This is a genomic window from Collinsella aerofaciens (assembly GCF_015548375.1).
GTDB lineage: Bacteria > Actinomycetota > Coriobacteriia > Coriobacteriales > Coriobacteriaceae > Collinsella > Collinsella aerofaciens_AB.
Genome location: NZ_JADMWW010000002.1, coordinates 154,175 through 179,352, shown reverse-complemented (window position 1 = coordinate 179,352; position 25,178 = coordinate 154,175). Strand labels below are relative to the sequence as shown.

The window sequence follows — 25,178 nt, the reverse complement described above, 5'->3', positions numbered from 1 at the left end:
GCGTGCTGCGCTGGAAAACGCTTCGCGTTTCCTCAGCTCCGCACCCTGGCGGGTTCGAATCCCATGAAATGGGCGCAAACAAAACGGTCCCCTTGCGAGGACCGTTTCCAATTCAGTGGTGGGCGATGAGGGATTCGAACCCCCAGCCTTGTGCGTGTAAAGCACCTGCGCTAACCGTTGCGCCAATCGCCCGTGCGGAGAGAGTATAGCAAAACAATCGCCTCATTCATCTCATATCCATTAAAGGTAACTGGCACGTGTCGCAGCGGAGCTGATTCAGTTGAGATTGCCTGAACATTCCGCCCCTCTTTACGCCCTCGGGTATACTCAAAAGCTACTGATTCGATTTGATGCCCAGCAACAGCAGAGGGGATAGTATATGTGCGGTTTTGTCGGTTTTGTCGGTGGGACGGATAACCAATCCGAGGTGCTCACCAAGATGATGGACCGCATCGTCCATCGCGGTCCCGACATGGGCGGTCAGTTTATCGACGGCCGCGTTGCCCTCGGCTTCCGCCGCCTGTCGATCCTCGACCTGACCGAGGCTGGCGCCCAACCTATGGCCAACGAGGACGGTAGCGTCGTCATTGTCTTCAACGGTGAGATCTACAACTTCCAAGAACTCCGTTCCGAGCTCGAAGCCAAGGGCTACAAGTTCCATTGCGGCGCCGACACCGAGAGCCTCCTGCACGGCTACGAGGAGTGGGGCGAGGCCGTCCTCGATCGCCTGCGCGGTATGTACGCCTTCGTCATCTGGGACAAAAAGAAGAACAAGCTTTTTGGCGCCCGTGACATCTTTGGCATCAAGCCGCTCTATTACTATCCCATGGCCGATGCGGGCGACGGCGCTCCGGGCGTGCTCTTTGGTTCCGAGATCAAGAGCTTCCTGGACTACCCGCACTTCCACAAGGCGGTCAACAAAAAGGCCCTGCGTCCGTACATGACGCTGCAGTATTCGGCAACCGAGGAGACCTTCTTCGAGGGTGTCTACAAGCTGCCGCCGGCGCACTACTTTACCGTCGATATCCCGACCGGCAAGATGAACATTGAGCGCTACTGGGATTGCGATTACTCTGCCGTCGAGAAGCCGTTCGAGGAGTACGTCGATGAGCTGGACGAGGTCGTGCACGAGAGTGTCGAGGCCCATCGTATCGCCGACGTCAAGGTCGCGTCGTTCCTCTCCGGTGGCGTCGACTCCAGCTACATCGCCGCTTGCCTCATGCCCGACAAGACCTTCTCGGTGGGCTTTGACTACAAGAACTTTAACGAGACCAACTACGCCAAGGAGCTTTCCGATAAGCTCGGCGTCGAAAACGTTCGCAAGATGATTACCGCCGACGAGTTCTTCGGTGCGCTCGAGGACATCCAGTATCACATGGACGAGCCGCAGTCCAACCTGTCTTCCGTGCCGCTGTGGTTCTTGGCCGAGATGGCCCGCAAGGACGTCACCGTGGTGCTTTCGGGCGAAGGCGCCGACGAACTCTTTGGCGGCTACGCCTACTACGAGGATACGGTCCCGGTGCGCAAGTACAAAAAGATGGTGCCGCTGCCCATCCGTCGCGCGCTCGGTAACCTGGCGCTGCATATGCCGTACTTCAAGGGCCATAACTTCCTGGTCAAGGGTGCCGAGATCCCCGAGAAGTCGTTCCTGGGACAGGCTCTGGTATGGCCGGAGCGCGAGGTCGACGGCGTGCTCAAGCCCGAGTACAACACCGGCGACGGCGCCTTTGAGCTCGCTGCACCCATCTACGCACGCGTGAAGGGTCAGCCCGAACTGGTCAAGAAGCAGTACCTGGACATGAACATGTGGCTCCCGGGCGACATTCTGCTCAAGGCCGACAAGATGTGCATGGCGCACTCGCTGGAGCTGCGCGTGCCCTTCCTGGACCGCAAAGTCATGGAGTTCGCCGAGCACATTCCCGACCGCTACCGCATCAACGAGAACGGCAACAAACAGGTACTCCGCCACGCTGCCAACAAGTCGCTGCCCGATGAGTGGGCCACCCGTCCCAAGGTGGGCTTCCCGGTGCCGATTGTCTACTGGCTGCGCGAGCAAAAGTGGTACGACTATGTCAAGGAGTACTTCACCGCGCCGTGGGCAAGTGAGTTCTTCAATACCGACGAGCTCATGCACCTGCTCGATCTGCACTTTGCGGGCAAGGGCGATTTCCAGCGCAAGATCTATACGCCGCTCGTGTTCCTGGTGTGGTACAAGCGCTTCTTTATCGACGAGGACCAGCCCGCTGTTCAGGCTGCCTAGCCTCGGCTTACGAACGCCTGCGCGTAACGGCTCCTCCGGGAGCCGTTTTTGCGTGGGTGCGTTTCAGTTACTATAAAAACCGTCCCTGCCAAATGGCTGAGAAAGGTGAAAGATGCACCATTCGGATTCCGCGACCGTGACCACGGTCGATACGCTTGCCAAGCTTCTCGATGTGTGCGGCGAGCTGCGCGCATCAGAGCAGGTTGACGAGCGCGCCGTGACCGGCTGCTCGTTTGATTCGCGCGCGGTCTCGGCAGGTGACGTATTCTTTTGCAAAGGTGCTGCCTTTAAGCCCGCGTTTTTGAGCATGGCGCTCGATGCGGGCGCCGTCGCATTTGTGTGCGAGGAGTCGCTGGTCGAGTCTCTGGAGCCGCTGGCGCAGGAGAGCGGTGCTGCGATGCTGGTTGTTGATAGTGTTCGCACGGCCATGGCCCTGTTGCCGCCGGAGGTCTACGACCGTCCCGACCACGACGTCAAGATCGTGGGCATCACCGGCACCAAGGGAAAGACCACGGCCGCTTTTATGCTCCAGTCGATTATCAAAGCGGCGGGCGAGTCCTGCGGCATGATCGGCTCGGTGAGTACCGACGATGGCATCGAGTGCTACGAGAGCACCAATACTACGCCCGAGGCCCCCGAGATCTGGCGCCATATCGCCAACTGCCGCACGTCCGGTCGCCAGTCCATGGTCATGGAGGTCTCGAGCCAGGCGCTCAAGTACCAACGCGTCGAGAATCTGCCGTTTGACGTGGCGTGCTTCCTCAACATCGGCCGCGACCACATCTCGCCGATTGAACACCCCACGTTTGAGGATTATTTTGAGAGCAAACTCAGGATCTTTGACCAGGCAAAGACCGCCGTGGTGAATCTGGGCACCGAAGAGGTCGACCGTGTGCTGGAGACAGCGTCGACGGCCGAGCGCTTGGTGACCGTTGGCGTCGAGCATCCCGAGGCAAGCCTGTGGGCGAGCGACGTACGCATGGTCGGCTTTAGCATCGAGTTCAACTTGCATGGCCTGTGTGCCGACGAGTCCGAGGCGGGGGAGAAGATCCTGCTGGGTATCGCGGGAGACTTTAACGTGGAGAACGCGCTGGTCGCTACCGCCGCCGCGCGCGAGATCGGCATCGGTATCGATGCCATCAAGAAGGGCCTCTCCAAACTGCGCGTGCCGGGCCGTATGGAGGTCGTGGAGTCGAAGGACGGCCGCGCGATCTGCGTCGTCGACTACGCGCACAACCAGCTTTCGTTCCGTTCGCTTTTCTCGTCGGTGAAGCGTGCGTTTCCCGCTAGCCCCGTCATTGCGCTGTTTGGCGCCGCCGGCGGCAAGGCTCAGGAGCGCCGCGAGCAATTGCCACGCGAGGCCGCACCGTATTCCGACCTGATGATCTTTACGAACGAGGATCCAGCTCACGAGGACCCGATGAAGGTCTGTCGCGAGCTTGCCGAACATGTTCCCGACGATACGCCGAACAAGATCATCCTCGATCGCGAAGCCGCTGTGCATGCGGCGTTCAAGGCGGCGCGCGAGGAGTACGTCAACCCCGATGCTCCCACCATTGTCTTGCTGCTGGCAAAGGGTGACGAGGAGCTCATGCACGTGGGCGACGAGTTCGTGCCCATCGAGAGCGACCTTTCGCTGGCCAATCGCCTGATCGATGTTACCCAGTTTGACTAATGAACCATGATGGCGGCGGCGCCCTGAGTACGCTGTCGCCATAAGCGTGTTCCCCCAATCAAAACATGCCGTCCAAGTCCAAACCCTTCTACGTAAACGGAGTAACCATGTCCCACAACACCCTGCCGACCGTTGCCGAGCTTTCGGGCGAGATGCGCGAGCGCTTGGCCAAGGTCAAGTACGTCTTTACCGACCTGGATGCCACGATGCTCGCGCCCGGCTCGTGCGTGCTGCGCGACAACGACGGCAACCCCTCGACCAAACTCGTCGAGGCTGTCGTGGCGCTCGCTCGCGCTGGTATTCAGGTGGTTCCCACCTCGGGCCGCAACCGTACCATGATCCACGAGGACGCGCGCGTGCTCGGCCTCAACTCCTACATTGGTGAGATGGGCGGCCTGGTCATGTACGACCTCAAAGCCAACGATTGGGAGTATCTGACCGGCGACATGCCTTACGACCCCGCCTGCGGCCTTACTCCGCACCAGGTGATCGAGCAGACCGGCGTGTGCGAGAAGATCCTCGCCCGCTGGCCGCACAAGATCGAGTATCACAACGACATGTCGACCGGCTACAAATACCGTGAGGTCACCGTCGGCATGCGCGGCGATGTGCCCGACGATGAGGCCCAGGCCATCCTAGACGAGGCCGGCTGCGGTCTGATCTGGGCTTGCAACGGCCATCTGACTCACCTGTCCAAGCCGACGACGCTCGAGCTCGATCGCGTCGAGGACGGTCGCGCATTCAACATCAACCCCGCGGGTCTCAACAAGGGCGTCGCCATTGCGCACTTCTGCGAGCACCTGGGGATCGAGCGCGAGGAGACGTTGGCGCTCGGCGACTCCGAGTCCGACTTCTACATGGCCGATCACGTGGGCACGTTCTGCCTGGTCGAGAATGGCCTGACGAGCGCCGGCGCGCCCGAGTTCCTGGCTGCTTGCGAGAACGCTTTCGTTACGCGCGGCAAAATTGTCGACGGTTGGGCGGCGACGGCAGAGCTGCTGGTCGCGGCGCGTTCGTAGCGCGGCGTCGCCGCACTTGGACATGTCTTTTCGAGAGAGACTGGTGAGGTAATGTCCGATATCGAGAATCCGGCAGGCGACACGCGCCCGATTGGCGTGTTCGATTCTGGTTTGGGCGGTCTGACGGTTGCGCGCGCGATTGCGACGGCGCTGCCGCACGAGTCCGTCTACTACTTTGGCGACACCAAGCGCTGCCCCTACGGCACCCGTACCGAGGATGAGGTGCGCTCGTTTGCGTTGCAGGCGGGTCGTTGGCTTTCGAAGCACGACGTCAAGATTATGGTCATCGCCTGCAACACGGCGACCGCTGCGGCCTTGCGTCTGGCCCAGCAGGTGCTCGACGTTCCCGTGATCGGTGTGATCGCGCCGGGTGCCCGTGCGGCAATCAACAGCACGCGTACGCGTCGCGTGGGCGTGCTCGCCACCAACCTCACCATTCGCTCGGGCGCCTACACGCGCGCCATTCAGGACCTGGATGCCGGCGTCGATGTATACGGCTGTCCTGCCTCGAGCTTTGTCGAGGTTGTCGAACACGAGCTCGCCTCGGGTGCACATCTGCAGGAACAGTGGCTTGAGAACGAGGACATCTTCGATACGCCTGCCGTGCGTGCGCTGGTGGGTGCCACGGTTGAGCCGCTGCGCGACCACGGTATCGATACCGTGGTGCTCGGCTGTACGCATTTTCCGCTGTTGGTGGGACCTATCCGGCATGCGCTGGGGCCTGGGGTGCGCGTCGTGAGTTCCGCCGAGGAGACCACGCGCGAGCTGACCGATATCCTCACGCGCCGCGAGCAGCTGGCGGGCGACGCCGCCGAGCCGCAGCATCGTTTTGCCACGACGGCCGATAACATTGCCGAGTTTGCGGTGGCGGGCAGCTTTATCTTTGGACAGCCGCTCAAGAGCATCGAACATATCGATATCGATGAGCTGAAATAGATGTAAGGCAGCCGCCAAAGCCTTCGCCACATCTTTTGCCGAAAGGAAATTTCTATGGAGTACATGCAGGTCAACCGCGCCAACGGTCGCGCCGCCAACGAGTTGCGCCCCGTTAAGCTCACCCGTGGCGTCATGAAGCACGCTCACGGCTCGTGTCTGGCCGAGTTCGGTGACACGCGCGTGCTGTGCGCCGCCACTATCGAGGAGGGCGTGCCGGGCTGGCGAAAGGGAGCTAAGGCCGGCTGGGTGACCGCGGAATACGCCATGCTGCCGGCGTCGACCGGCAAGCGCTGCAAGCGCGAGCACGCCAACCGCAAGGGCCGCTCCATGGAGATCGAGCGCCTCATTGGCCGCAGCCTGCGTACCGTCGTCAACATGAAGGCGCTCGGCGAGTACACCGTCACCGTCGACTGCGATGTGATTCAGGCCGATGGCGGCACGCGTACAGCGAGCATCACCGGCGCCTGGGTGGCGCTGCACGACGCCCTCGCCATGTGGGTCGAGGCGGGCAAGATCGAGCGCATCCCGCTTATCGGCCAGGTGGCTGCCATCTCCATGGGCGTTGTCGACGGCAACACTCTGCTCGACTTGGATTATTCCGAGGACAGCCATGCCGAGGTCGACATGAACCTCGTCGCCACCGACACCGGTGAGATGATCGAGCTCCAGGGCACCGGCGAGCAGGCGCCCTTCGACCGTAAGCGCCTCAACGCCCTGCTCGACCTGGGCGACAAAGGTATCGCCGAGCTCATCGAGCTTCAGCGCCAAGCCATCGCCTAATCTGCCAAAAAGGGACAGGTTTATTTTGGTAGGTTTTACCTGTGGAGACGTCTGGACACAAGACTGCCGTTGATTGAGAGGGGAGAGGCGGAGTCCCTCGTTGCCCTCGGCGCGGTATTGATATAGAGACAAGGAGGCCAGTCATGGCACTTGAGAAGATTGACATCGACACCCTCGACCCGGCGGCGACCATCGTCGTGGCAACGGGCAACGCCCATAAGCTCACCGAGATCGAGGCCATTTTGGGCAAGGTCATGCCCGAGGTGCGCTTTGTGGCGCTCGGCCAGCTGGGCGATTTTGAGGACCCCGAGGAAAACGGCACGACGTTTTTGGAGAACGCCATCATCAAGGCGCAGGCTGCGGTCGAGGAGACGGGCCTTATGGCCATTGCCGATGATTCGGGCTTGGTCGTCGACGCGCTGGACGGTGAGCCCGGTGTGTATAGCGCGCGCTACGCGGGCGTTCACGGCGACGATGCCGCCAACAACGCCAAGCTGCTCGTTAACTTGGAAGGCGTGGCAGACGAGGATCGCACCGCGCGTTTTATGAGTGTCGTCGCGCTCATCGACACGGATGGTCTGGTCACCTATGGTGAGGGCGCCTGCGAGGGCGTTATCGCGCACGAGGGCCGCGGCGATCACGGCTTTGGCTACGACCCGCTGTTCCTGCCGGTCGACACGCCGGGCAAGACCATGGCCGAGCTGACGGCGGACGAGAAGAACGCCATCAGCCATCGATTCCATGCGCTCGAGCACCTATCCGCCAAACTGACGGGCGAGGAGTAGGCCGTGCGTGCGGTGGTGCAGCGCGTGCTCAACGCCGGCGTGACGGTCGACGGCGAGTGCGTGGGTCGCATTGGACGCGGCTACCTGGTGCTGCTTGGTGTGGGCCATGGCGATACGCGTGCCGAGGCCGACAAGCTGTGGGGCAAGCTCCGCGGGCTGCGTATCAACGAGGACGAGAACGGCAAGACCAACTTGGCGCTTGCCGATGTCGACGGCGAGGTGCTCGTGGTGTCGCAGTTCACGCTGTTCGCCGATTGCCGCCACGGTCGCCGCCCATCGTTTACGGATGCCGGCGCCCCCGATGTCGCCAACGAGCTCTACGAGTACTTCTTGACGCTTGTGCGCGAGGACGTTGAGCATGTGGCGCACGGTATCTTTGGCGCCGACATGAAGGTCGACCTGGTCAACGATGGCCCATTCACCATCGTCCTGGACACCGACAACCTTTAGGTTACGCGGTTTTACCAAACCACGTAACAACTGGTCATGCGAGATTGTCGTCTGGTACGTATTTGGGACGGGGCTCATTTAGCTACTTGCGTATGGCCACAACAGGGTGCTATAGTATTAGAGTTTTGTCTATCTTAGGGGTATTATCCCCTTTTTGAATTGCACCTTCTGGAGGCCCTGTTCATGGAAGAGATGGAAGTCAATCACGTCGACGACATCCACGAGAAGCTGACCGATATGGTGGGCGATCGCGTCAAGGTGAAGGCCAACATGGGCCGCACCCGCGTTGTCGAGCGCATGGGCACCATCAAGAGTGTCCACCCCGCCGTCTTTATCGTCGAGGTCGACGAGCGTCGCGGCCGCAAGTCGCGTCAGTCCTACCAGTATATTGATGTGCTCACCGGTCAGGTCGAGCTGTTCGACCCCGAGAGCGGCGAGCATATCTTTACCCCGCTCGGCAATCAGCTCGAGGAGCATTAACGGTGACCGATCGGTCCCTGACTCTTTCCGCGCCGGCAAAGATTAACCTCTACCTGGGGGTTCATACCGAGCGCGATGACCGCGGCTACCACAGGGTCGATTCCCTGATGGCGGCCGTCGGTCTTTCCGATACCGTGACGGTCACGCTGGCGCAGGCGCTGACCGTCCAGACGGTTCCGGCATCAGATTTTCCCATGCAAAAGAATACGGCGTATCGGGCTGCGGTTGCTATGGCCGAGCATTATGGTCGCGAGGCAAACATCTGCGTGACGATTGAGAAGCGCATTCCATTGTGCGCCGGCTTGGGCGGCCCCTCGACGGATGCGGCCGCGGTCATTGTCGCCTTGGCGGAGCTCTGGGGCATTGATCGCACCGACCCAGCGCTCGACGATATTGCGCGAGGCATTGGTGCTGACGTCCCGTTCTTTTTGCACGCGAGTCCTGCGTTCTACGTAGGTGGGGGAGACGTGCTGGCAACTGAGTACCCCGCGCTGCCCGCGACGCCCGTCGTGCTGGTCAAGCCGCGCGAGGCAAGTGTTTCGACAATTGAAGCCTATCGACGTTTTGACGAGGCCTCGGTGCCTGCGGACAAGCCCGGCGCGATAGCTTCTGCCTTGCGTGCTGGTGATGCCGAGACGGCATATGCACTCATCCATAACAACCTTGGTGTCATTTCCGCACAGATGGAGTCGCAGATTCAAACGGTCCTCGACTGGCTGCGTAAACAGGACGGAACCGTTGCTGTAGATGTGTGCGGATCGGGTGCCTGCTCGTTTGCCATTTGCGACACCGCTGCCACGGCCGAAAGGCTTGCCGATGCTGCCCAGCAAAATGGCTGGTGGGCCTGCGCGACTGAGCTTATTCCCAACACGGTTCAAATCGACGCGCCAAAGAAATAAAAATTTCTCTAGCATGCGGCGAAAATCTTTGTTACTATAGTCGAGCTAACGGGTTGTGGCTCAGTTTGGTAGAGCACTGCGTTCGGGACGCAGGGGTCGCTGGTTCAAATCCAGTCAACCCGACCAGAGCATGAGGAGGGACCGCTTCTTGCGGTCCCTTTTTTTAGCTATTGTTGTGATACCGCGATACCCGCGGTATACTCATTCGAGCTTGTCTCGCTGTATTGTGGAGGTCTACATGTTTGGACTGAGGGCTCCTGAGCTCATCATTATTCTCGTCGTTGTCCTGATTATCTTCGGGCCCAAGAACCTGCCGAAGCTCGGCAAGTCCCTCGGCTCCACCGTCAAGAATATCCGCGAGGGTATGGAGGGCGACGATAAGGCCGAGACCAAGCAGGCCGAGGAGGTCGTGGTCGAGCAGTCCGAGGAGGACAAGGAGATCGCTGAGCTCGAGGCCAAGCTCGCTGCTGCCAAGAAGAAGCAGGCAGAGGACAGCGACGCGGACGCAGAGTAGTCCCATCCCTTTGGGGTGAGCACCTGACCGGCTTGCCCGCAGGCTAGCCGGTCTTTTTCGTTTTGTTGACAGTTGATTGTTTGATCAGAGTTGGGGAGATATCCGTATGGACGCAAGCCAGATCGTACTGACCGCTGAGGGCCGCCAGAAGCTCGTCGAGGAGCTCGCTTGGCGTGAGGGCGATTACGCCAAGGAGATCGTCGAGGACATCAAGGAAGCCCGCGCGTTCGGCGACCTTTCGGAGAACTCCGAGTACGACGCCGCTAAGGACAAGCAGGCCCAGAACGCCGCTCGTATTGCCGAGATCCAGGCCATCCTCGCCAACGCTCAGGTTGCTGCCACCACGGGCGACCTGACCGTCTCCATCGGTTCCACCGTTTCGCTGATTGATCCCAACGGCGAGGTCATGGAAGTCACGCTCGTCGGTACCACCGAGACCAACTCGCTCGAGCACAAGATTTCCAACGAGTCTCCGGTCGGTCACGCCATCATCGGTCACGGCGAGGGCGACTCCGTCGAGGTCGTTACGCCTTCCGGCAAGACTCGCGTCTACACCATCGCCAAGATCGCACGCTAGACCACGGTCCCGCGTAAAGGTATGTTTTCGCTCCCTGGGACCGAATCCTGGGGAGCGTTTTAGTTTGAGGAGCTAACTTATGGCAGAGAACCAGAACGCCGCCGATCAGGCATCGACGCTCAACGACGAGCGCGCCACCCGTCTGGCCAAGCGCGCCGCCCTGTTCGAGGCGGGCCAGAACCCCTATCCTGAGCACTCTGAGCTTGAGGACTACGTCGCCGATATCGAGACTAAGTACGCCGATCTTGCCGATGGTGAGGACACCGAGGATGTCGTGAAGATCGCCGGCCGTGTGGTCGCCAAGCGCGGTCAGGGCAAGATCATGTTCATCGTCGTGCGCGATGCGACTGCCGAGATTCAGCTGTTCTGCCGCATCAACGACATGGACGAGGCTGCCTGGAATACGCTCAAGGCCCTCGACCTGGGCGACATCCTGGGCGTGACCGGCGTGGTCGTGCGTACCCAGCGCGGCCAGCTTTCCGTTGCCCCTAAGAGCGCGACCCTGCTTGCCAAGGCCGTTCGTCCGCTGCCCGAGAAGTTCCACGGTCTTTCCGATAAGGAGACCCGCTATCGCCAGCGCTATGTCGACCTGATCGCCAACGACGACGTTCGCGAGACCTTCCGTAAGCGTTCGCAGATTCTCTCCACCTTCCGTCGCTTTATGGAGTCCGACGGCTACATGGAGGTCGAGACCCCCATCCTGCAGACCATCCAGGGCGGCGCTACTGCCAAGCCGTTCATCACTCACTTCAACGCGCTCGATCAGGAGTGCTACCTGCGTATTGCCACCGAGCTGCACCTCAAGCGCTGCATCGTCGGTGGTTTTGAGCGCGTGTTCGAGATCGGCCGCATCTTCCGTAACGAGGGCATGGACCTTACCCACAACCCCGAGTTCACCACGATGGAGGCCTACCGTGCCTTCTCCGACCTCGAGGGCATGAAGGCGCTCGCCCAGGGTGTCATTAAGGCAGCTAACAAGGCCATCGGCAACCCCGAGGTCATCGAGTATCAGGGCCAGACCATCGACCTTTCTGGTGAGTGGGCCAGCCGTCCCATGACCGACATCGTCTCCGACGTGCTCGGCAAGCAGGTCACCATTGACACGCCGGTCGAGGAGCTTGCTGCCGCCGCGCGCGAGAAGGGCCTGGAGATCAAGCCCGAGTGGACTGCTGGCAAGATCATCGCCGAGATTTACGATGAGCTGGGCGAGGACACCATCGTCAACCCCACGTTCGTGTGTGATTACCCCATCGAGGTCAGCCCGCTTGCCAAGCGTTTTGAGGACGATCCGCGTCTGACCCACCGTTTTGAGCTGGTTATTGCCGGCCACGAGTACGCCAACGCATTTTCCGAGCTCAACGACCCGGTCGACCAGGCTGAGCGCTTTGCTGCCCAAATGGCCGAGAAGGCCGGCGGCGACGATGAGGCCATGGAGTATGACGAGGACTACGTGCGCGCCCTCGAGTACGGTATGCCTCCTGCGGGCGGTATCGGCATCGGTATCGACCGCGTGGTCATGCTGCTCACCAACCAGGCTTCTATCCGCGACGTGCTGCTGTTCCCGCACATGAAGCCCGAGAAGGGTTTCCAGTCCGGTGCCGCTGCCGCCAAGGCTGCCGAGGCCGGCAACGCCGCGAGCCCGTTCGTTAAGTCGCTTAAGCCCACGCTCGATTACTCCAAGATCGCCGTTGAGCCGCTGTTTGAGGAGTTCGTCGACTTTGATACCTTCTCCAAGAGCGACTTCCGCGCTGTGAAGGTCAAGGCATGCGAGGCCGTCAAGAAGTCCAAGAAGCTGCTGAACTTTACGCTCGACGACGGCACCGGCACCGACCGCACCATCCTCTCCGGTATTCACGCTTATTACGAGCCCGAGGACCTGGTCGGCAAGACCTTGCTCGCCATCACCAACCTGCCTCCGCGCAAGATGATGGGCATCCCCAGCTGCGGCATGCTCATCAGTGCCATCCACGAGGAGGATGGTGAGGAGCGCCTCAACCTGATCCAGCTCGACGCCTCCATCCCCGCCGGCGCAAAGATGTACTAGGGGGTTACGGCGTTTTACCAAACGCCGTAACCGCTCGACGCTGCGCGCCGCCCAGAGCGACAATTTGTCATTCAAAAGGCAAGGCATGACCAGAAGGTCTATGCCTTGCCTTTTTCATGCCAACTTGTTCGCTCTGGACGTCGCTCGCTGTCCGTCCTCTATCTGCGGCGTTGACTTGGTTGACACTTAGAACATCGATGTAGTCATTGGGGACGTTCTTAAACGACTACCCAACGGATATTGCCCACATGGCTCGCATGACAGTCGTCTCTTTTATGTTTCCTTTAGCCGTTGCTGCCTAGGATGGGGGTTAGTCGGCAGGAAGGGAGCGTCTATATGGACGACGCGAGCGAGCGTGCAATCGAAGAGGACATGCTCGATCAGTTCAATTACTTTGATGATGAGGACGAGGAGCTGATCGACCGTCGCGAGCCAGCGCCGCTTGATTCCTTTGATCTGGTCGATGAAGAGGCTGATGAGGTTGAGGGTGAATCAGTGGAGCCCCCACAGCCTTCGCGCCTTGACTCGCTGCTTTCGAGAGCCCCCATGCACCACGGCGTTCGTGCCGGCGCGCTCCATATGAAAACTGACTGGCACCAGATCGTGACGGCAGGCGATGAACTTGCCGTCGATGCGCCGCTCACCGATAAGTCATCCATCATCTGCCGCACCGGCATGCTTATGCTCGCGAGCGGAACGGGTGCCTGGCGTGTACGCGATACCATGAATCGTGTTGCTGACGTGCTCGGCGTCACAATTCACGTCGACCTGAGTCTTCTGTCGTTTGAGTGCACTTGCATCGAAGATGGCCACTGCTTTAACGAGGTTGTCAGCCTGCCCACAACGGGAGTCAATACCCATCGCATTTGGATGATGGAGAGTTTCCTCAAGGAAATCGAGACCTATGGTCGTCGCTTCACGGTACACGAGTATCACGAGATGCTCAGGACCGTTGAGAGCTCAAAGCCCGATTACTCTCCCTGGCAACAGGGCCTTGCGGCAGCCTGTGCTTGCGGCGCCTTCGTCTTTTTGCTCGGCGGCGGCCCTATCGAGATGGCCTGTGCATTCGTAGGCGCTGGTGTCGGTAACTTTGCTCGCTCCCATATTCTCAAGCAGGGTCTTGGCCAGTTTAGCGCGCTGACGACGGGCGTTGCGCTCGCTTGCGTTTCGTATCTGCTGGCATTGCTCGGCCTTGGCCAGGTCGTACCGGGGGCAATGTCGCACCAAGAAGGCTATATCGGCGCCATGCTCTTCGTGATTCCCGGCTTTCCCCTCATTACGGCAGGCCTCGACATCGCTAAGCTCGATATGCGAAGCGGCATTGAGCGTCTTTCGTATGCCGTGTCGATTATTGTGATGGCGACCCTTGTGGGCTGGATGGTTGCCGAGTGTGTGGGGCTGGCACCGGATGATTTTGCCCCGCTCGGCCTTTCGCCGCTTGCCCTTACGCTCCTGCGCGTGGTGATGAGCTTCGTTGGCGTATTCGGCTTCTCGGTGATGTTCAACAGCCCGGTAAAGATGGCCGCGGCAGCTGGGTTGATCGGCGCCGTTTCCAATACTCTGCGCCTTACGCTCGTCGATGCGCCGACGATGATTCCCTTCCTGGGCCTCAGCACGGGAATGCCTCCCGAGGCAGCAGCGTTTATCGGCGCGCTGGTATCGGGTCTGCTGGCAAGCTTGGCCGAAGTCAAGCTCACCTACCCGCGTATCGCTCTCACGGTGCCTTCGATTGTCATTATGGTGCCGGGTTTGTATCTGTATCGCTCGATGTATTACATGTGCACCTTCGACACAGTCAATATGCTCGGTTGGTTTGTGCGTGCAGTGCTCATCGTGGCGTTTTTGCCCGTTGGTCTGGGTGTGGCACGTACACTCACCGACCCTCGCTGGCGCCACACCAGCTAATTGGTGCAAAGGGGACAGGTTACTTTGCACCCCCAATGAGTTGCGGTGAAATAGGGACTGAATTGCTGCTTAAAGGGTCAAAACAGTCCGTATTCCACCGCAACTTATGGGGTCGGGGGGGGGATTATTGGTGCCCTGCATCTCCATAAACTCAACGCTTACGAAGCACGTGCTTTTCGTGCTAGGCTGGTTCCACCACATAAGTAGTCGCAGACGCACGTACCACGGGCGGGCGAGATGAAGTCCCAACAGCTCCATCTTGCTCGCCCGTTTTTGTTGCGTGGCGTAGCGGCGTAACACAGAAAGGACCATGCCCTTTATGCCTATCAACAAACGAGAGAGCCTGCTGTTTACCTTTATCATGTGCTTTTGCATGGTGCTCTGGATGAGCATCTACAACGTTGCCCTGCAGCATGGGGCCATTAACGGCGAGGTTGTTGCCGCCGCGTGGCTCGGCTTCCCCGTTGCCTACATTTTTGCCATGTGCTGCGACTGGTTTGTTGCCAGCCCCCTTGCCAAGGGTTTCGCTTTTAAATTCCTGGTCACGCCGGGCAAGAGCTCGCCGCTTGCCATGACGCTCGCCGTCAGCTCCTGCATGGTCGTTCCCATGGTCATCATCATGTCGCTCTACGGTGCCTGCGAGGGTCTGACGCACATGCCCGGCGGCATCCTTGCGAACCTGTATTCCGTGCCCGCGATCTGGATGATCAACATCCCGCATAATTTTGTGATGGCGCTGCCGTGGAACCTTTTGGTAGCCGGTCCGATTTCCCACTTCGTCTTCCGTCGCGCCTTCCCTGTGGGGACGGTTTTCGAGGAGGAGCATGCCGAGCTCTTGGAGCAGGCTATGGCTCCTGAGTGCGAGTAGCTCGCTTAGGGATCTGCTGAGCGCGGGCGACTTGCTTGGTTGGAGCCCTAAGCGTGGATAGCTCTCTCGGCGACATCGCGGGCGTGAGCGGTGCGCATGACCGGAGGGCCCGTGCTGCTCCGTTGCCCGACGTGCTAGCGCGCAGAACAATCTGTTGGTGCATTCGGCGGCTGCTGAAGCGTTTCGGCAGCCGCTTTTTATACGGAGTTTAAATACAACAGTCTGTTGTATTACGTAGAGTGGTATATCTCTAGCAGGAAAAATGCGAGAGACGGAGCATTATGGCGTTGCTAGTAGGACTGGACGTAGGGTCGACGACGACCAAAGTTTACGCGATGCACGAGGATATGACCGAGGCGTGGTGGGGATATCGCCGCCACGGGGCGTGTCAGACAGCGAGCGTGCGCGCCATGCTCGGCGAGCTCGCCGAGCGCTTTCCCCATGAGTCGCTGCGCGTTGCGGTGACCGGCTCGGGTGCGCGCGATATCGCGACCGCGCTGGGCGCCTCGTACGTTCAGGAGGTGGTCGCCAACGCGCTCGCGATCAGCAGGTTCTATCCGCAGACGCGCTGCGCCATCGAGCTGGGCGGCCAAGACGCCAAGATGATCTTCTTCCGCACCAACGATAAGGGAGACATCGAGGTTGCCGACATGCGCATGAACGGCTCGTGCGCAGGCGGTACCGGTGCATTTATCGACGAGATGGCAAAGCTCATGGGGGTCGGCACCGAATCGGGCGAGTTCGAGCAGCTCGCAAGCCGGGGAACGACCGTCCACGAGGTCTCGGGCCGCTGCGGCGTGTACGCAAAGACCGATATCCAGCCGCTGCTCAACGAGGGCATTCCTACCACCGACCTGGCGCTTTCGGCGCTTCACGCGGTCGCCCGCCAAACGATCGGCGGTCTGGCCCAGGGTATCGACATCGAGCCGCCGGTAATCTTCGAGGGCGGTACGCTCGCCTACAACCCCACGCTGGTCCGCGTGTTCCGGGAGCAACTGAATCTATCGGACGATCAGGTTATCGTCCCGCGCGATCCGCAAATCATGGTCGCGCGCGGTGCCGCCCTGTCGCTGACCGACATGTTCGCATCGTCCCAACCGATCGACCTTCCCGACGCTTTTGTCCGGCTGGATAAGCTCGAGACGGTCGCGCCCGCAAGCGGGGAGGGACGTCTTGCCCAGCCCTTTTTTGCCACACCTGCCGAGCAGGCGGATTTTACGGCACGCCATGGCAAAGAGACGCCGGCAAAGGGTCCGGATGCGTATGCGCCCGGAGAGACGGTGCGTGTGGCGCTCGGTATCGATTCGGGGAGCACGACGACCAAGTTCGCCCTGGTCGATGAGGCGGGTGAGCTTGTCGATTCGTTCTACGCGTCTAATAACGGCAGACCGCTCGACGTCGCCCAACAGGGTCTTGTCAGCTTGAAGAACCGCTGGGAGACAGCGGGAGTCACGCTTGCGATCGATGCCGTGGGCACCACGGGATACGGCGAGGAGCTTTTCGCGCGCGCGTTCCACGCCGACTACCATACGGTCGAGACGGTCGCGCACGCCCGCGCCGCGTGCGCATGCGTTCCCGATGCGACCTTCGTGCTCGACATCGGCGGACAGGATATGAAGGCCATCTGGCTCAACCACGGCGTGCTGACCGATATCGTCGTCAACGAGGCGTGCTCTGCGGGCTGCGGCTCGTTCCTCGAGGGTTTTGCCAAAAACCTCGGAATAGCCGTTGAGGATATCGCGACCGAGGCATTTTCGTCCAAAGCCCCCGCCGTTCTCGGCAGCCGCTGCACGGTGTTCATGAACAGCAGCGTCGTTTCCGAGCAGCGGCGCGGTAAGGGTCCGGGCGACATCATGGCCGGTCTCTGCCGTTCGATTATCGAGAACGTGTTCACCAAGGTCATTCGCGTTTCAAATCTCAACCGTCTGGGCGACAAAGTCGTCGTCCAGGGCGGCACGTTCCGAAACGACGCGGTGCTGCGCGCATTCGAGCAGTATCTGGGCAAACCCGTCATGCGTGCGCCCCACCCGGGGCTGATGGGCGCTATCGGTATCGCCCTGCTCGCGCGCGAGGAATGCCGCAAGGGCGACGCCGGCACGTCGTTTATCGGGCTCGATGCCGTGGAGCGCTTCGAGCATCGCGAGTTCGGCGGCGTTACCTGCCGTCGGTGCAACAACCGCTGCCAGCGCGCGGTCGTGGCATTTGGCGACGGCTCGCTTTACGTCACGGGCAATCGCTGCCCGCGCGGCGGCGCCATCTCATGGGATGAGCTCGTGCGCGAGGTTCCCGCGGCGGAGGAGCTGCGTCCGCAGGGTGCTTGCGAGGCACAGGCACCCGGCACGGGGCGCGACCGGACCGCGGCTGCCCCCAATCTCTTTGTCGACCGCGAGAAGCTGCTGTTCGAGTCGTACCCCACGGTTCCCGTCAGCGGGGGGCGCGATGTCACGATCGGCATTCCCCGTGTGCTCGAGTTCTGGGACACCATGCCGTTCTGGTCGACGTTCTTCAGCACGCTCGGCTTTAAGGTGCGCGTCTCGGGACGCAGCACCAAGGCGATGTACGAGCGCGGTCTGGCGCACGTCACATCCGACACCGTGTGCTTCCCGGCCAAGCTCGTCCACGGGCACATCCGCAATCTCGTCGACGCCGGCGTCGACCGCATCTTCATGCCCATCATCACGACGGTGCCCACCGAAAACACCGCCTCTACCAGCGAGTGGATGTGCGCCGTCGTAAAGGGATACCCCTACGTGATGCGCAATTCCGATAACCCGGAGGAGCGTTTCGGCGTTCCGTTCGATACGCCGCTGTTCCACTGGTACGACGAGGGCGACCGAAACCGCCAGCTCAAGGCGTGGTGCAAGGAGACCTTCGATATCGATGCCGACCTGGTTGCCAAGGCGACCGAGCAGGCGGACCGCGCGCAGGAGACGTTTGAGAACCAGCTGCAGCTGCGCGGCAGGCAGGTGCTCGAGAACGTGCGCGAGGACGGCGGCTACGCGGTGGTGATCGCTTCGCGCCCGTACCACAACGACCCGCTGGTCAACCACGGGCTGCCCAAGCTCTTCTCTGAGCGCGGCATCCCCGTGCTGACGCCCGATGCGGTGCCGGGGGTCTGCAACGTCGATCTTTCCAACAGCCGCATCGACATCGTGAACAACTACCATGCGCGCATGCTGTCGTGCGCGGTCATCGTCGCATCGACGCCCGAGCTCGAGCTCGTGCAGATGGGCAGCTTCGGCTGCGGCCACGATGCGTATCTCACCGACGAGATCGCGCGCATGATGGGCGAGATGGGCTCCAAGGTTCCGATGATGATCAAGCTCGATGAGAGCGACGTCGCCGGTCCCATGGGCATTCGCGTGCGTTCGTTTATCGAGTCGGTCAACCGTCGTCGCGCGGAGGAGCGTGCCGAGGGCGCCCGGGTGCACGCGGTCCATCCGCTCGACGACCCGTATAAGGTCAAGTACACCAAGCGCGACCGGCACGACAAGATCGCGCTGGTCCCCAACACCTCCCATGCGTTCTGCAGGCTCATGACCGCGGCGATGCGCAATCAGGGCGTGCGCGCCGAGGCCCTTGATATCGGGCGCGAGGATGCCATCCGCCTGGGCAAACGCTATGTGCACAACGACATCTGCTTCCCCGCGCAAATCGTGATCGGCGAGGCGCTCGCGGCACTCGAGAGCGGTAAGTACGACCCGCACGACGTCGCCGTGGTGACTGGCAAGTATATCGGCGACTGCCGCCTGACGCACTACATGCCCCTGCTGCGCCGCGCGCTCGACGACGCGGGATACGACTATGTCCCGGTGCTCACCAACGACGACGTCGATGCCCACAATGCGCATCCGGGCTTCAAGCTCGGCCTTGGCCCGAGCATCCAGATCGCCTACGGTCTTCCCATGATCGATGCCCTCGAGGCCATGCTTAGGCGCATCCGTCCCTACGAGCTCGAGAAGGGCGCGGCGGACGCTGCGTTCGACCGCGCGCTCGATGAGGTTATCGAGGGCATGGAGCGCTCCGGGCTGAGAGGCCAGGCGACGGGCTTCAAACGCGCGCTTGCGATCATGGACGCCGTTCCGTACGACCGCTCGAACCCGCATCCGACCGTTCTCATCGTGGGCGAGTACCTGCTCAATTTCCATCTCGGCGCCAACCACGAGATCGAGCGCTACCTCGAGGACAACGGGCTCGAGGTCATCGAGGCGCGCATGACCGACGTGATCCGCAAGACCTATTTCTACAAGCATGCGCAGTCGCGCGAGTTCCACGTCGACCTGTCGCTGCCCGAAAAGGCCTGGTACGCCACGGCGGACAACCTGTTCGAGCTCGCGCACGACCGTTGCGACCGCCTGGGCGCGGCGAGCCCGCTCTACGAGCCGCCGACGCGCATGCCCGAGCTCGTGCGCGCGAGCGATAAGATCCTGCACCATACGTTCGATGCGGGCGAGGGCGTGCTGATTCCGGCGGAGATTCTCGAGCACGCCAAGCGCGGCTGCCGCAACTTCGTGATCCTGCAGCCGTTCGGGTGTCTGCCCAACCATGTCGTGGGGCGCGGGCTCATCCATGCGCTCAAGGAGCAGTATCCCACGGCGCAGTTCCTGCCGCTCGACTACGATCCCGACGTGAGCTTCGCCAACGTGGAGAACCGTCTTCAGATGCTCATCATGAACGCCAAGGCGCAGGGGTGCGGTGAGGCGCATGGCGAGACCGCGTAAGGACGCCGATGCGCCCGATGCACGCACCCGTATCATCGAGGCGTTTTGGGAGCTCATCGAGAACAACAGCATCTTCGAGCTGTCGGTTGGCGAGGTGACCCGCGCCGCCCAGTGCAATCGCGGAACGTTTTACTACTATTTTCACGATTTCGATGAACTCGTCGCCATCGCCATAGCCCAGCTGCTGCAGGATAACGAGCTCATCACCGATGCCCTCTGGCATTTTTCGAGCGAGGGCGGCCTTTCGGCGTTCGACCGGCGCGACGTCCGCTGCCTGCTGCGGCGCATCGTCATCACCATGAGGGCGGGTGCCGCCGAGCAGGTCGTGCAGGGCATCCATACGATCATCATCGACCGCGTGAGAGAGATCGTCCACCCCGACGGAGAAGAGCTCAAGGCAGATTCGAGCTTTGCGGTGGGCTTTCTGGTCTCGGGCATCATGGGCTTTGTGATGGCGGTCGGCTTTGCCCGGGAGGGCGGCGAGGAGATAGACCTCGAGCAGCTGGGGGACAGCGCGTGCGCGTACCTGAGGGCGGTCGCCATGCAGACGGTGGAAACGGTCGCGCAAGTCGAGGGCGTCGATACATCCGAGCTGCTCGAACGCGTCTCCAAGGAGGCCGATGCCTATCGCGCATCGCGTGCGACGAGTCCCGACGTGGTGAAAGACGCCTAGGGTTTCTCTTGCGGGGCGCCTGTCGCGCATCGCGCGGTGAGTCCCGCGATGCGGTCATAACCTGCATTCATGTGAGCCGGGTTTATAGATATTCCTCCAGCTGTTAACATAGACAACCTGTGGGTAAAGAGACAAAAGCGCCGCCGACGGGCGGGCGTTTTGATTTCGATGAACTCATGTAAGGAAACGAGCATGTTAGATAGATTTACCGATCGAGCGCGCAAGGTCATGTCGATGGCCAAACAGGAGGCGCTCGATCTGCACTCAAATAAGGTGGGCACCGAGCACCTGCTGCTCGCACTCGCCAAGGAGGACGAGGGCATCGCTGCCGAGGCGCTGCGCTCGCTTGATATCTCCTACGACGACATCATGGACACCCTCAAGGAGGTCCAGACCACGGTCCCCGAGCCCAGCGAGGAGACCGAGGCTGCCAAGCTTGCCTTTACGCCGCTCGTCATTAGCGTGATGGAGCGTTCATTCCGCGTGGCGCGCGAGAACAATCAGACCTACGTGTCGACCGAGCACCTGCTCATCGGTATCGTCGAAGAGGGCAACGGCATGGCCATGGACATCCTCATGCGCCTGGGCGTGTCGTCCGCCTCCATCAAAAAGGCTATCGAGAAACTCACCGCCAAGGACCAGGACAAGAAGCGTCCGCTTGCCGGCGCCGGTGCTGGTCGTCCCGGTGCGGGCCTGCCGTTCTTTAGCGGCTCGGATGCCTCTCAGCAAAAGGGGAGTGGCACCGATACGCTCAAGCAGTTCGCCACCAACCTCACGCAAAAGGCGCGCGATGGCGAGCTCGACCCTGTAATTGGTCGCGAAAAGGAAGTCCAGCGTATGATGGAAATTCTTTCGCGCCGCACCAAGAACAACCCGCTCATTCTGGGCGACCCCGGCGTGGGCAAGACGGCCATCGTCGAGGGCCTGGCTCAGCAGATTGCAGCCGGCAACGTGCCCGAGAACCTCATGAACCAGAATATCTGGACGCTCGACCTGCCGGGTCTTGTCGCGGGTGCCAAGTATCGCGGTGAGTTTGAGGAGCGCCTCAAGAACGTGATCCAGGAGGCCACCGAAGCTGACGACGTCATCCTGTTTATTGACGAGATGCACACCATCATCGGTGCCGGCTCTGCCGAGGGCTCCATCGACGCGAGCTCCATGCTCAAGCCCGTTCTCGCACGCGGTGCTTTCCAGATCATCGGTGCCACCACGGCCGAGGAGTTCCGCAAGTACCTCACCAAGGACCCGGCCTTCGAGCGTCGCTTCCAGACCATCGATGTCGAGGAGCCGAGCGTCGAGGACACGGTCAAGATCCTGACCGCGCTCAAGCCGCGCTACGAGGAGCACCACCATGTGCGCTATACGCAGGGTGCTATCGAGGCCGCCGCGAACCTCTCCAACCGCTACATCCAGGATCGCTTCCTGCCCGATAAGGCCATCGACCTCATTGACGAGGCCGGCGCCCGCGCCCGCATCGCCGCCAACCGCGCGCCCGAGCCGGTGCGCGAGGCCGAGCATCGCGTGGAGGAGCTTAAGGCCGCCGCGCAGGAGGCCACCGAGAGCGACGACATGAACAAGGCCGCCGAGATCACCGAGCAGCAAAAGGCTGCCGAGATTGAGCTCGCCGAGGCCAAGGCTGCCTGGACGGCCGAGCTCGACGCCAGCCCGCTCACCATCGATGTCTCCCAGATTGCCGACATCGTGTCCGTGACCTCGGGCGTGCCGGTGTCCTCGCTCACCGAGAGCGAGAGCCGCCGCCTGCTGCAGGCCGAAAGCGTGCTCAAGACGCGCATCATCGGTCAGGACGAGGCCGTCGAGGCCGTTGCCAAGGCCGTGCGCCGCAGCCGCTCGCCGCTCAAGGACCCGCGTCGCCCCGGCGGCAGCTTTATCTTCCTGGGCCCCACCGGCACGGGCAAAACCGAGCTCGCCAAGACGCTCGCCGAGTATCTCTTTGGCAGCAAGGACGCGCTCATCAGCTTCGATATGTCGGAGTTTGGCAGTGAGTTCGAGGTCTCCAAGCTCATCGGTAGCCCCCCGGGCTATGTGGGCCACGACGAGGGCGGCCAGCTCACCAAGGCTGTTCGCCGTCACCCGTACTCGGTCGTGCTGTTCGACGAGATCGAGAAGGCGCACCCCGACATCTTCAATATCCTGCTACAGGTGCTGGAGGAGGGTCGTCTGACCGATAGCCAGGGCAAGACGGTTGACTTCCGCAACACCGTGATCATCATGACGTCAAACGTGGGCGCCCGCGAGATCGCGCAGGATGCGAGCGTTGGCTTTGGCACCACCGGCGAGCAGGGTCTCACGTCGAGCGAGATCAAGGGCCGCGCGATGGGCGAGCTCAAGCGCCTGTTCCGCCCCGAGTTGCTCAACCGTATCGACGACATTGTGGTGTTCCAGAAGCTCTCGGGCGAGAACCTGACCAAGATCGCGCACCTGCTGGTGGACGACCTGCGTCAGCGCCTGATCGCTAATGGCATGAACATCAAGCTCACCGATGCGGCCTACGACAAGATCGTGGCCGAGGGCACTGACCTCACCAATGGCGCGCGTCCGCTGCGCCGCGCCATCCAAAAGCTCATCGAGGACCCGCTGTCCGAGGAGCTGCTGGCCGGCGAGTGGGGCGAGGGCGATACCGTCCTGTGCGACGTGGCCGACGGCAAGTTCGTCTTTAGCCATGGCACAGGCGAGATTCCAGCGCCGTGTCCGGCGGGCACGCTCGGTGGCGATACCGCTCCGGCGGCACCGCACACCGGCAACGCCGCGCCCGTGAGCGGCGGCGTGACCTCGGGCCCCGGCGGCATGATGCAAGCCGGTTCCGGCGCGCTGTAGGGCGTGGCGACAATTTGATACGCGCAATCGAGGCGCTCTGGCAAGGGCGCCTCGATTTGTAGAGCTGCGAAGTTGTGACCGTTACGCTATGCGGTCCACCGTTAGCCGATGATGCGAGGGCGCTCGGCGTTTTCGACTGGTTTATGCACGCAAAGTCTGGGAATATACAAGTCGCATGTCTTACTGTCTAACCAGTTGCGCCAAGGAGGCACCATGGACTACAAGATTACCGGCTACGAGCCCGCCCAGCTGTTCCATTTCTTTGAGGAGGTCAGCGCGATCCCCCGTGGGTCTGGCAACGAGAAGGGCATCAGCGATTTCCTGGTTGCGTTTGCCAAGGAGCGCGGTCTCGATGTGTACCAGGACGAGGTCTACAACGTCATCATTCGCAAGCCCGCATCTGCCGGTGCCGAGAATGCCCCGACCGTGATGCTGCAGGGCCACATCGATATGGTGTGCGACAAGTTGGGCTCCGTTGAGCACGACTTTACGACCGATGGTATCGACCTGGTCGTCAAGGACGGCGTCCTCACCGCTAACGGCACCACTCTGGGCGCCGACAACGGTATTGCCGTCGCGCTTATGCTTACCGTGCTCAACGACGATTCGATTACCCATCCGGCCCTCGAGTGCGTGTTCACCACCGACGAGGAGACTGGCCTGGTTGGCGCCGAGACGCTCGACAAGTCCCAGATTAGCGCCCGCACCATGATCAACCTTGACTCCGAGGAAGAGGGCGTTGCCACCGTCAGCTGTGCCGGCGGCGTCGTCGTTACCTACACCTGCCCGATCGCGCGCGAGCACAAGACCGGTAGCACCCTCACGCTCGACATCTCCGGCCTGCTGGGCGGCCACTCCGGCAGCGATATCAACCTGGAGCGCGGCAACGGCAACCTCATCATGGCCCGCATCATCGACCGCCTGATGGTTGCCGGCGAGCCCGCCATCGTTAGCTTTAACGGCGGCACCAAGGACAACGCCATCAACCGTGAGTGCAAGGCTGTTCTGGTCTACGCCGACCACGCTGCCGCCGAGGCCGCGGCCCAGATCGCAAAGGGCATCATCGCCGACGTCACTGCCGAGCTCGAGGTCTTCGACCCCGGCTTTACTTGCACCGTCGAGATTGCCGACGACGCCGAGGTTGAGGCCATGGACCAGAAGTCCGCGCTTGCCCTCATCCGCGCCCTGCGCCTTGCCCCTAACGGCGTGATTCGCCGCAACGTCGCCACCGACGGCTCCGTCGAGGTTTCCTCCAACATCGGCGTGGTCGCCACCTCCGATGACGAGGTCAAGATTATGCTGTCCCCGCGCTCTTCGATCACCTCGCTGCAGAACGAGTTCAAGGACCGTCTGCAGACGCTGGCCGATGTCCTGGGCTTCGACGCCAAGTTTGAGTTTGAGTATCCCGGCTGGAGCTATGCCGAGCATTCGCCGGTCCGCGAAGTCTTTGTCGAGAGCTATCGAGAGCTCTTTGGCTCCGAGCTGCGCATCGAGTCCATTCACGCCGGCCTTGAGTGCGGCCTGTTTGCCGAGGCTCTGCACGGCCTGGACGCCATCGCCGTGGGCCCGACGCTCTCCGATGTCCATACCCCGGACGAGAGCATGGAGCTCGCTTCTGCCGAGCGCTTCTACGAGCTGCTCATCGACGTCCTCAAGCGCCTCGCTGCGTAAAGGTTGCGCTAGCAGCAGTCCGAGTCACGTGCTAGCGGATTGCAAATGACATTATGAGAGGGGGCACCCGGTCTTTTGCGACGGGT

At 61.4% G+C, this 25,178-nt stretch carries 18 protein-coding genes and 2 tRNA genes; 19 read left to right on the top strand and 1 reads right to left on the bottom strand.

The window, feature by feature from the left end:
* Positions 1–116 precede the first annotated feature (116 nt).
* Positions 117–192, bottom strand: a tRNA-Val gene (locus I1969_RS02080).
* A gap of 187 nt (positions 193–379) precedes the next feature.
* On the opposite strand from I1969_RS02080, the gene asnB reads away from it, so the two are divergent.
* The 19 genes from asnB to I1969_RS01985 all read left to right on the top strand — a co-directional run bounded on the left by asnB (position 380) and on the right by I1969_RS01985 (position 25,092).
* Entirely contained in the window at positions 380–2,260 is a 1,881-nt protein-coding gene (gene asnB / locus I1969_RS02075; RefSeq protein WP_117745773.1) for an asparagine synthase (glutamine-hydrolyzing), read from the top strand.
* A gap of 112 nt (positions 2,261–2,372) precedes the next feature.
* A complete protein-coding gene (locus I1969_RS02070) occupies positions 2,373–3,935 on the top strand; it encodes a Mur ligase family protein (RefSeq protein WP_195232429.1) in 1,563 nt (520 codons plus the stop codon).
* Positions 3,936–4,042: 107 nt separating this feature from the next.
* Positions 4,043–4,954, top strand: a complete 912-nt coding sequence (locus I1969_RS02065; protein ID WP_195232427.1) for an HAD family hydrolase — start codon at positions 4,043–4,045, stop codon at positions 4,952–4,954.
* A gap of 51 nt (positions 4,955–5,005) precedes the next feature.
* A complete protein-coding gene (gene murI / locus I1969_RS02060) occupies positions 5,006–5,890 on the top strand; it encodes a glutamate racemase (protein ID WP_035137557.1) in 885 nt (294 codons plus the stop codon).
* Between the two features lie 54 nt (positions 5,891–5,944).
* A complete protein-coding gene (gene rph / locus I1969_RS02055) occupies positions 5,945–6,670 on the top strand; it encodes a ribonuclease PH (RefSeq protein WP_195232425.1) in 726 nt (241 codons plus the stop codon).
* A gap of 143 nt (positions 6,671–6,813) precedes the next feature.
* Entirely contained in the window at positions 6,814–7,455 is a 642-nt protein-coding gene (rdgB, locus tag I1969_RS02050) for an RdgB/HAM1 family non-canonical purine NTP pyrophosphatase (RefSeq protein ID WP_022094898.1), read from the top strand.
* Positions 7,456–7,458: 3 nt separating this feature from the next.
* Positions 7,459–7,905: a D-aminoacyl-tRNA deacylase gene (gene dtd, locus I1969_RS02045; RefSeq protein ID WP_022094897.1), complete on the top strand. Its 447-nt coding sequence runs from the start codon at positions 7,459–7,461 to the stop codon at positions 7,903–7,905.
* A gap of 183 nt (positions 7,906–8,088) precedes the next feature.
* Positions 8,089–8,385 carry a Veg family protein gene (locus I1969_RS02040; protein WP_006234957.1) on the top strand — a complete coding sequence of 99 codons (297 nt, stop codon included), beginning with the start codon at positions 8,089–8,091 and terminating at the stop codon, positions 8,383–8,385.
* A gap of 2 nt (positions 8,386–8,387) precedes the next feature.
* The gene (gene ispE / locus I1969_RS02035; RefSeq protein ID WP_271748020.1) at positions 8,388–9,284 is read left to right on the top strand and encodes a 4-(cytidine 5'-diphospho)-2-C-methyl-D-erythritol kinase; all 897 of its coding nucleotides are present in this window, start codon (positions 8,388–8,390) and stop codon (positions 9,282–9,284) included.
* Between the two features lie 49 nt (positions 9,285–9,333).
* Positions 9,334–9,410, top strand: a tRNA-Pro gene (locus tag I1969_RS02030).
* 112 nt (positions 9,411–9,522) lie between these two features.
* A complete protein-coding gene (gene tatA, locus I1969_RS02025) occupies positions 9,523–9,798 on the top strand; it encodes a twin-arginine translocase TatA/TatE family subunit (protein ID WP_022094895.1) in 276 nt (91 codons plus the stop codon).
* Positions 9,799–9,904: 106 nt separating this feature from the next.
* Positions 9,905–10,375, top strand: coding sequence for a transcription elongation factor GreA (greA, locus tag I1969_RS02020; protein ID WP_006234960.1), 471 nt, complete (start codon positions 9,905–9,907; stop codon positions 10,373–10,375).
* Between the two features lie 79 nt (positions 10,376–10,454).
* On the top strand, positions 10,455–12,419 hold the full coding sequence (gene lysS, locus I1969_RS02015; RefSeq protein WP_195232423.1) for a lysine--tRNA ligase: 1,965 nt from the start codon (positions 10,455–10,457) through the stop codon (positions 12,417–12,419).
* 336 nt (positions 12,420–12,755) lie between these two features.
* A complete protein-coding gene (locus tag I1969_RS02010; protein ID WP_229028196.1) occupies positions 12,756–14,324 on the top strand; it encodes a threonine/serine exporter family protein in 1,569 nt (522 codons plus the stop codon).
* A gap of 319 nt (positions 14,325–14,643) precedes the next feature.
* Complete coding sequence (locus I1969_RS02005) at positions 14,644–15,192, top strand: DUF2798 domain-containing protein (protein WP_195232419.1); 549 nt, start codon at positions 14,644–14,646, stop codon at positions 15,190–15,192.
* Positions 15,193–15,473: 281 nt separating this feature from the next.
* Complete coding sequence (locus I1969_RS02000) at positions 15,474–19,913, top strand: acyl-CoA dehydratase activase (protein ID WP_195232418.1); 4,440 nt, start codon at positions 15,474–15,476, stop codon at positions 19,911–19,913.
* Positions 19,897–20,586, top strand: a complete 690-nt coding sequence (locus I1969_RS01995) for a TetR/AcrR family transcriptional regulator (protein WP_195232416.1) — start codon at positions 19,897–19,899, stop codon at positions 20,584–20,586. The genes I1969_RS02000 and I1969_RS01995 overlap by 17 nt, the downstream gene beginning before the upstream one ends.
* Before the next feature lie 192 nt (positions 20,587–20,778).
* Positions 20,779–23,421, top strand: a complete 2,643-nt coding sequence (locus I1969_RS01990) for an ATP-dependent Clp protease ATP-binding subunit (RefSeq protein WP_195232414.1) — start codon at positions 20,779–20,781, stop codon at positions 23,419–23,421.
* A gap of 213 nt (positions 23,422–23,634) precedes the next feature.
* A complete protein-coding gene (locus I1969_RS01985) occupies positions 23,635–25,092 on the top strand; it encodes an aminoacyl-histidine dipeptidase (protein WP_195232412.1) in 1,458 nt (485 codons plus the stop codon).
* Positions 25,093–25,178: the final 86 nt, after the last annotated feature.

Excerpts from the sequence above, each read along its gene's own strand:
- I1969_RS01990 (WP_195232414.1), top strand. The coding sequence starts at position 20,779 with ATGTTAGATAGATTTACCGATCGAGCGCGCAAGGTCATGTCGATGGCC.
- rph (WP_195232425.1), top strand. The coding sequence starts at position 5,945 with ATGGAGTACATGCAGGTCAACCGCGCCAACGGTCGCGCCGCCAACGAG.
- tatA (WP_022094895.1), top strand. The coding sequence starts at position 9,523 with ATGTTTGGACTGAGGGCTCCTGAGCTCATCATTATTCTCGTCGTTGTC.
- I1969_RS02000 (WP_195232418.1), top strand. The coding sequence starts at position 15,474 with ATGGCGTTGCTAGTAGGACTGGACGTAGGGTCGACGACGACCAAAGTT.
- greA (WP_006234960.1), top strand. The coding sequence starts at position 9,905 with ATGGACGCAAGCCAGATCGTACTGACCGCTGAGGGCCGCCAGAAGCTC.
- lysS (WP_195232423.1), top strand. The coding sequence starts at position 10,455 with ATGGCAGAGAACCAGAACGCCGCCGATCAGGCATCGACGCTCAACGAC.
- I1969_RS01995 (WP_195232416.1), top strand. The coding sequence starts at position 19,897 with ATGGCGAGACCGCGTAAGGACGCCGATGCGCCCGATGCACGCACCCGT.
- murI (WP_035137557.1), top strand. The coding sequence starts at position 5,006 with ATGTCCGATATCGAGAATCCGGCAGGCGACACGCGCCCGATTGGCGTG.
- I1969_RS02040 (WP_006234957.1), top strand. The coding sequence starts at position 8,089 with ATGGAAGAGATGGAAGTCAATCACGTCGACGACATCCACGAGAAGCTG.
- I1969_RS02005 (WP_195232419.1), top strand. The coding sequence starts at position 14,644 with ATGCCTATCAACAAACGAGAGAGCCTGCTGTTTACCTTTATCATGTGC.
- I1969_RS02010 (WP_229028196.1), top strand. The coding sequence starts at position 12,756 with ATGGACGACGCGAGCGAGCGTGCAATCGAAGAGGACATGCTCGATCAG.
- asnB (WP_117745773.1), top strand. The coding sequence starts at position 380 with ATGTGCGGTTTTGTCGGTTTTGTCGGTGGGACGGATAACCAATCCGAG.
- I1969_RS02065 (WP_195232427.1), top strand. The coding sequence starts at position 4,043 with ATGTCCCACAACACCCTGCCGACCGTTGCCGAGCTTTCGGGCGAGATG.
- I1969_RS02070 (WP_195232429.1), top strand. The coding sequence starts at position 2,373 with ATGCACCATTCGGATTCCGCGACCGTGACCACGGTCGATACGCTTGCC.
- rdgB (WP_022094898.1), top strand. The coding sequence starts at position 6,814 with ATGGCACTTGAGAAGATTGACATCGACACCCTCGACCCGGCGGCGACC.
- I1969_RS01985 (WP_195232412.1), top strand. The coding sequence starts at position 23,635 with ATGGACTACAAGATTACCGGCTACGAGCCCGCCCAGCTGTTCCATTTC.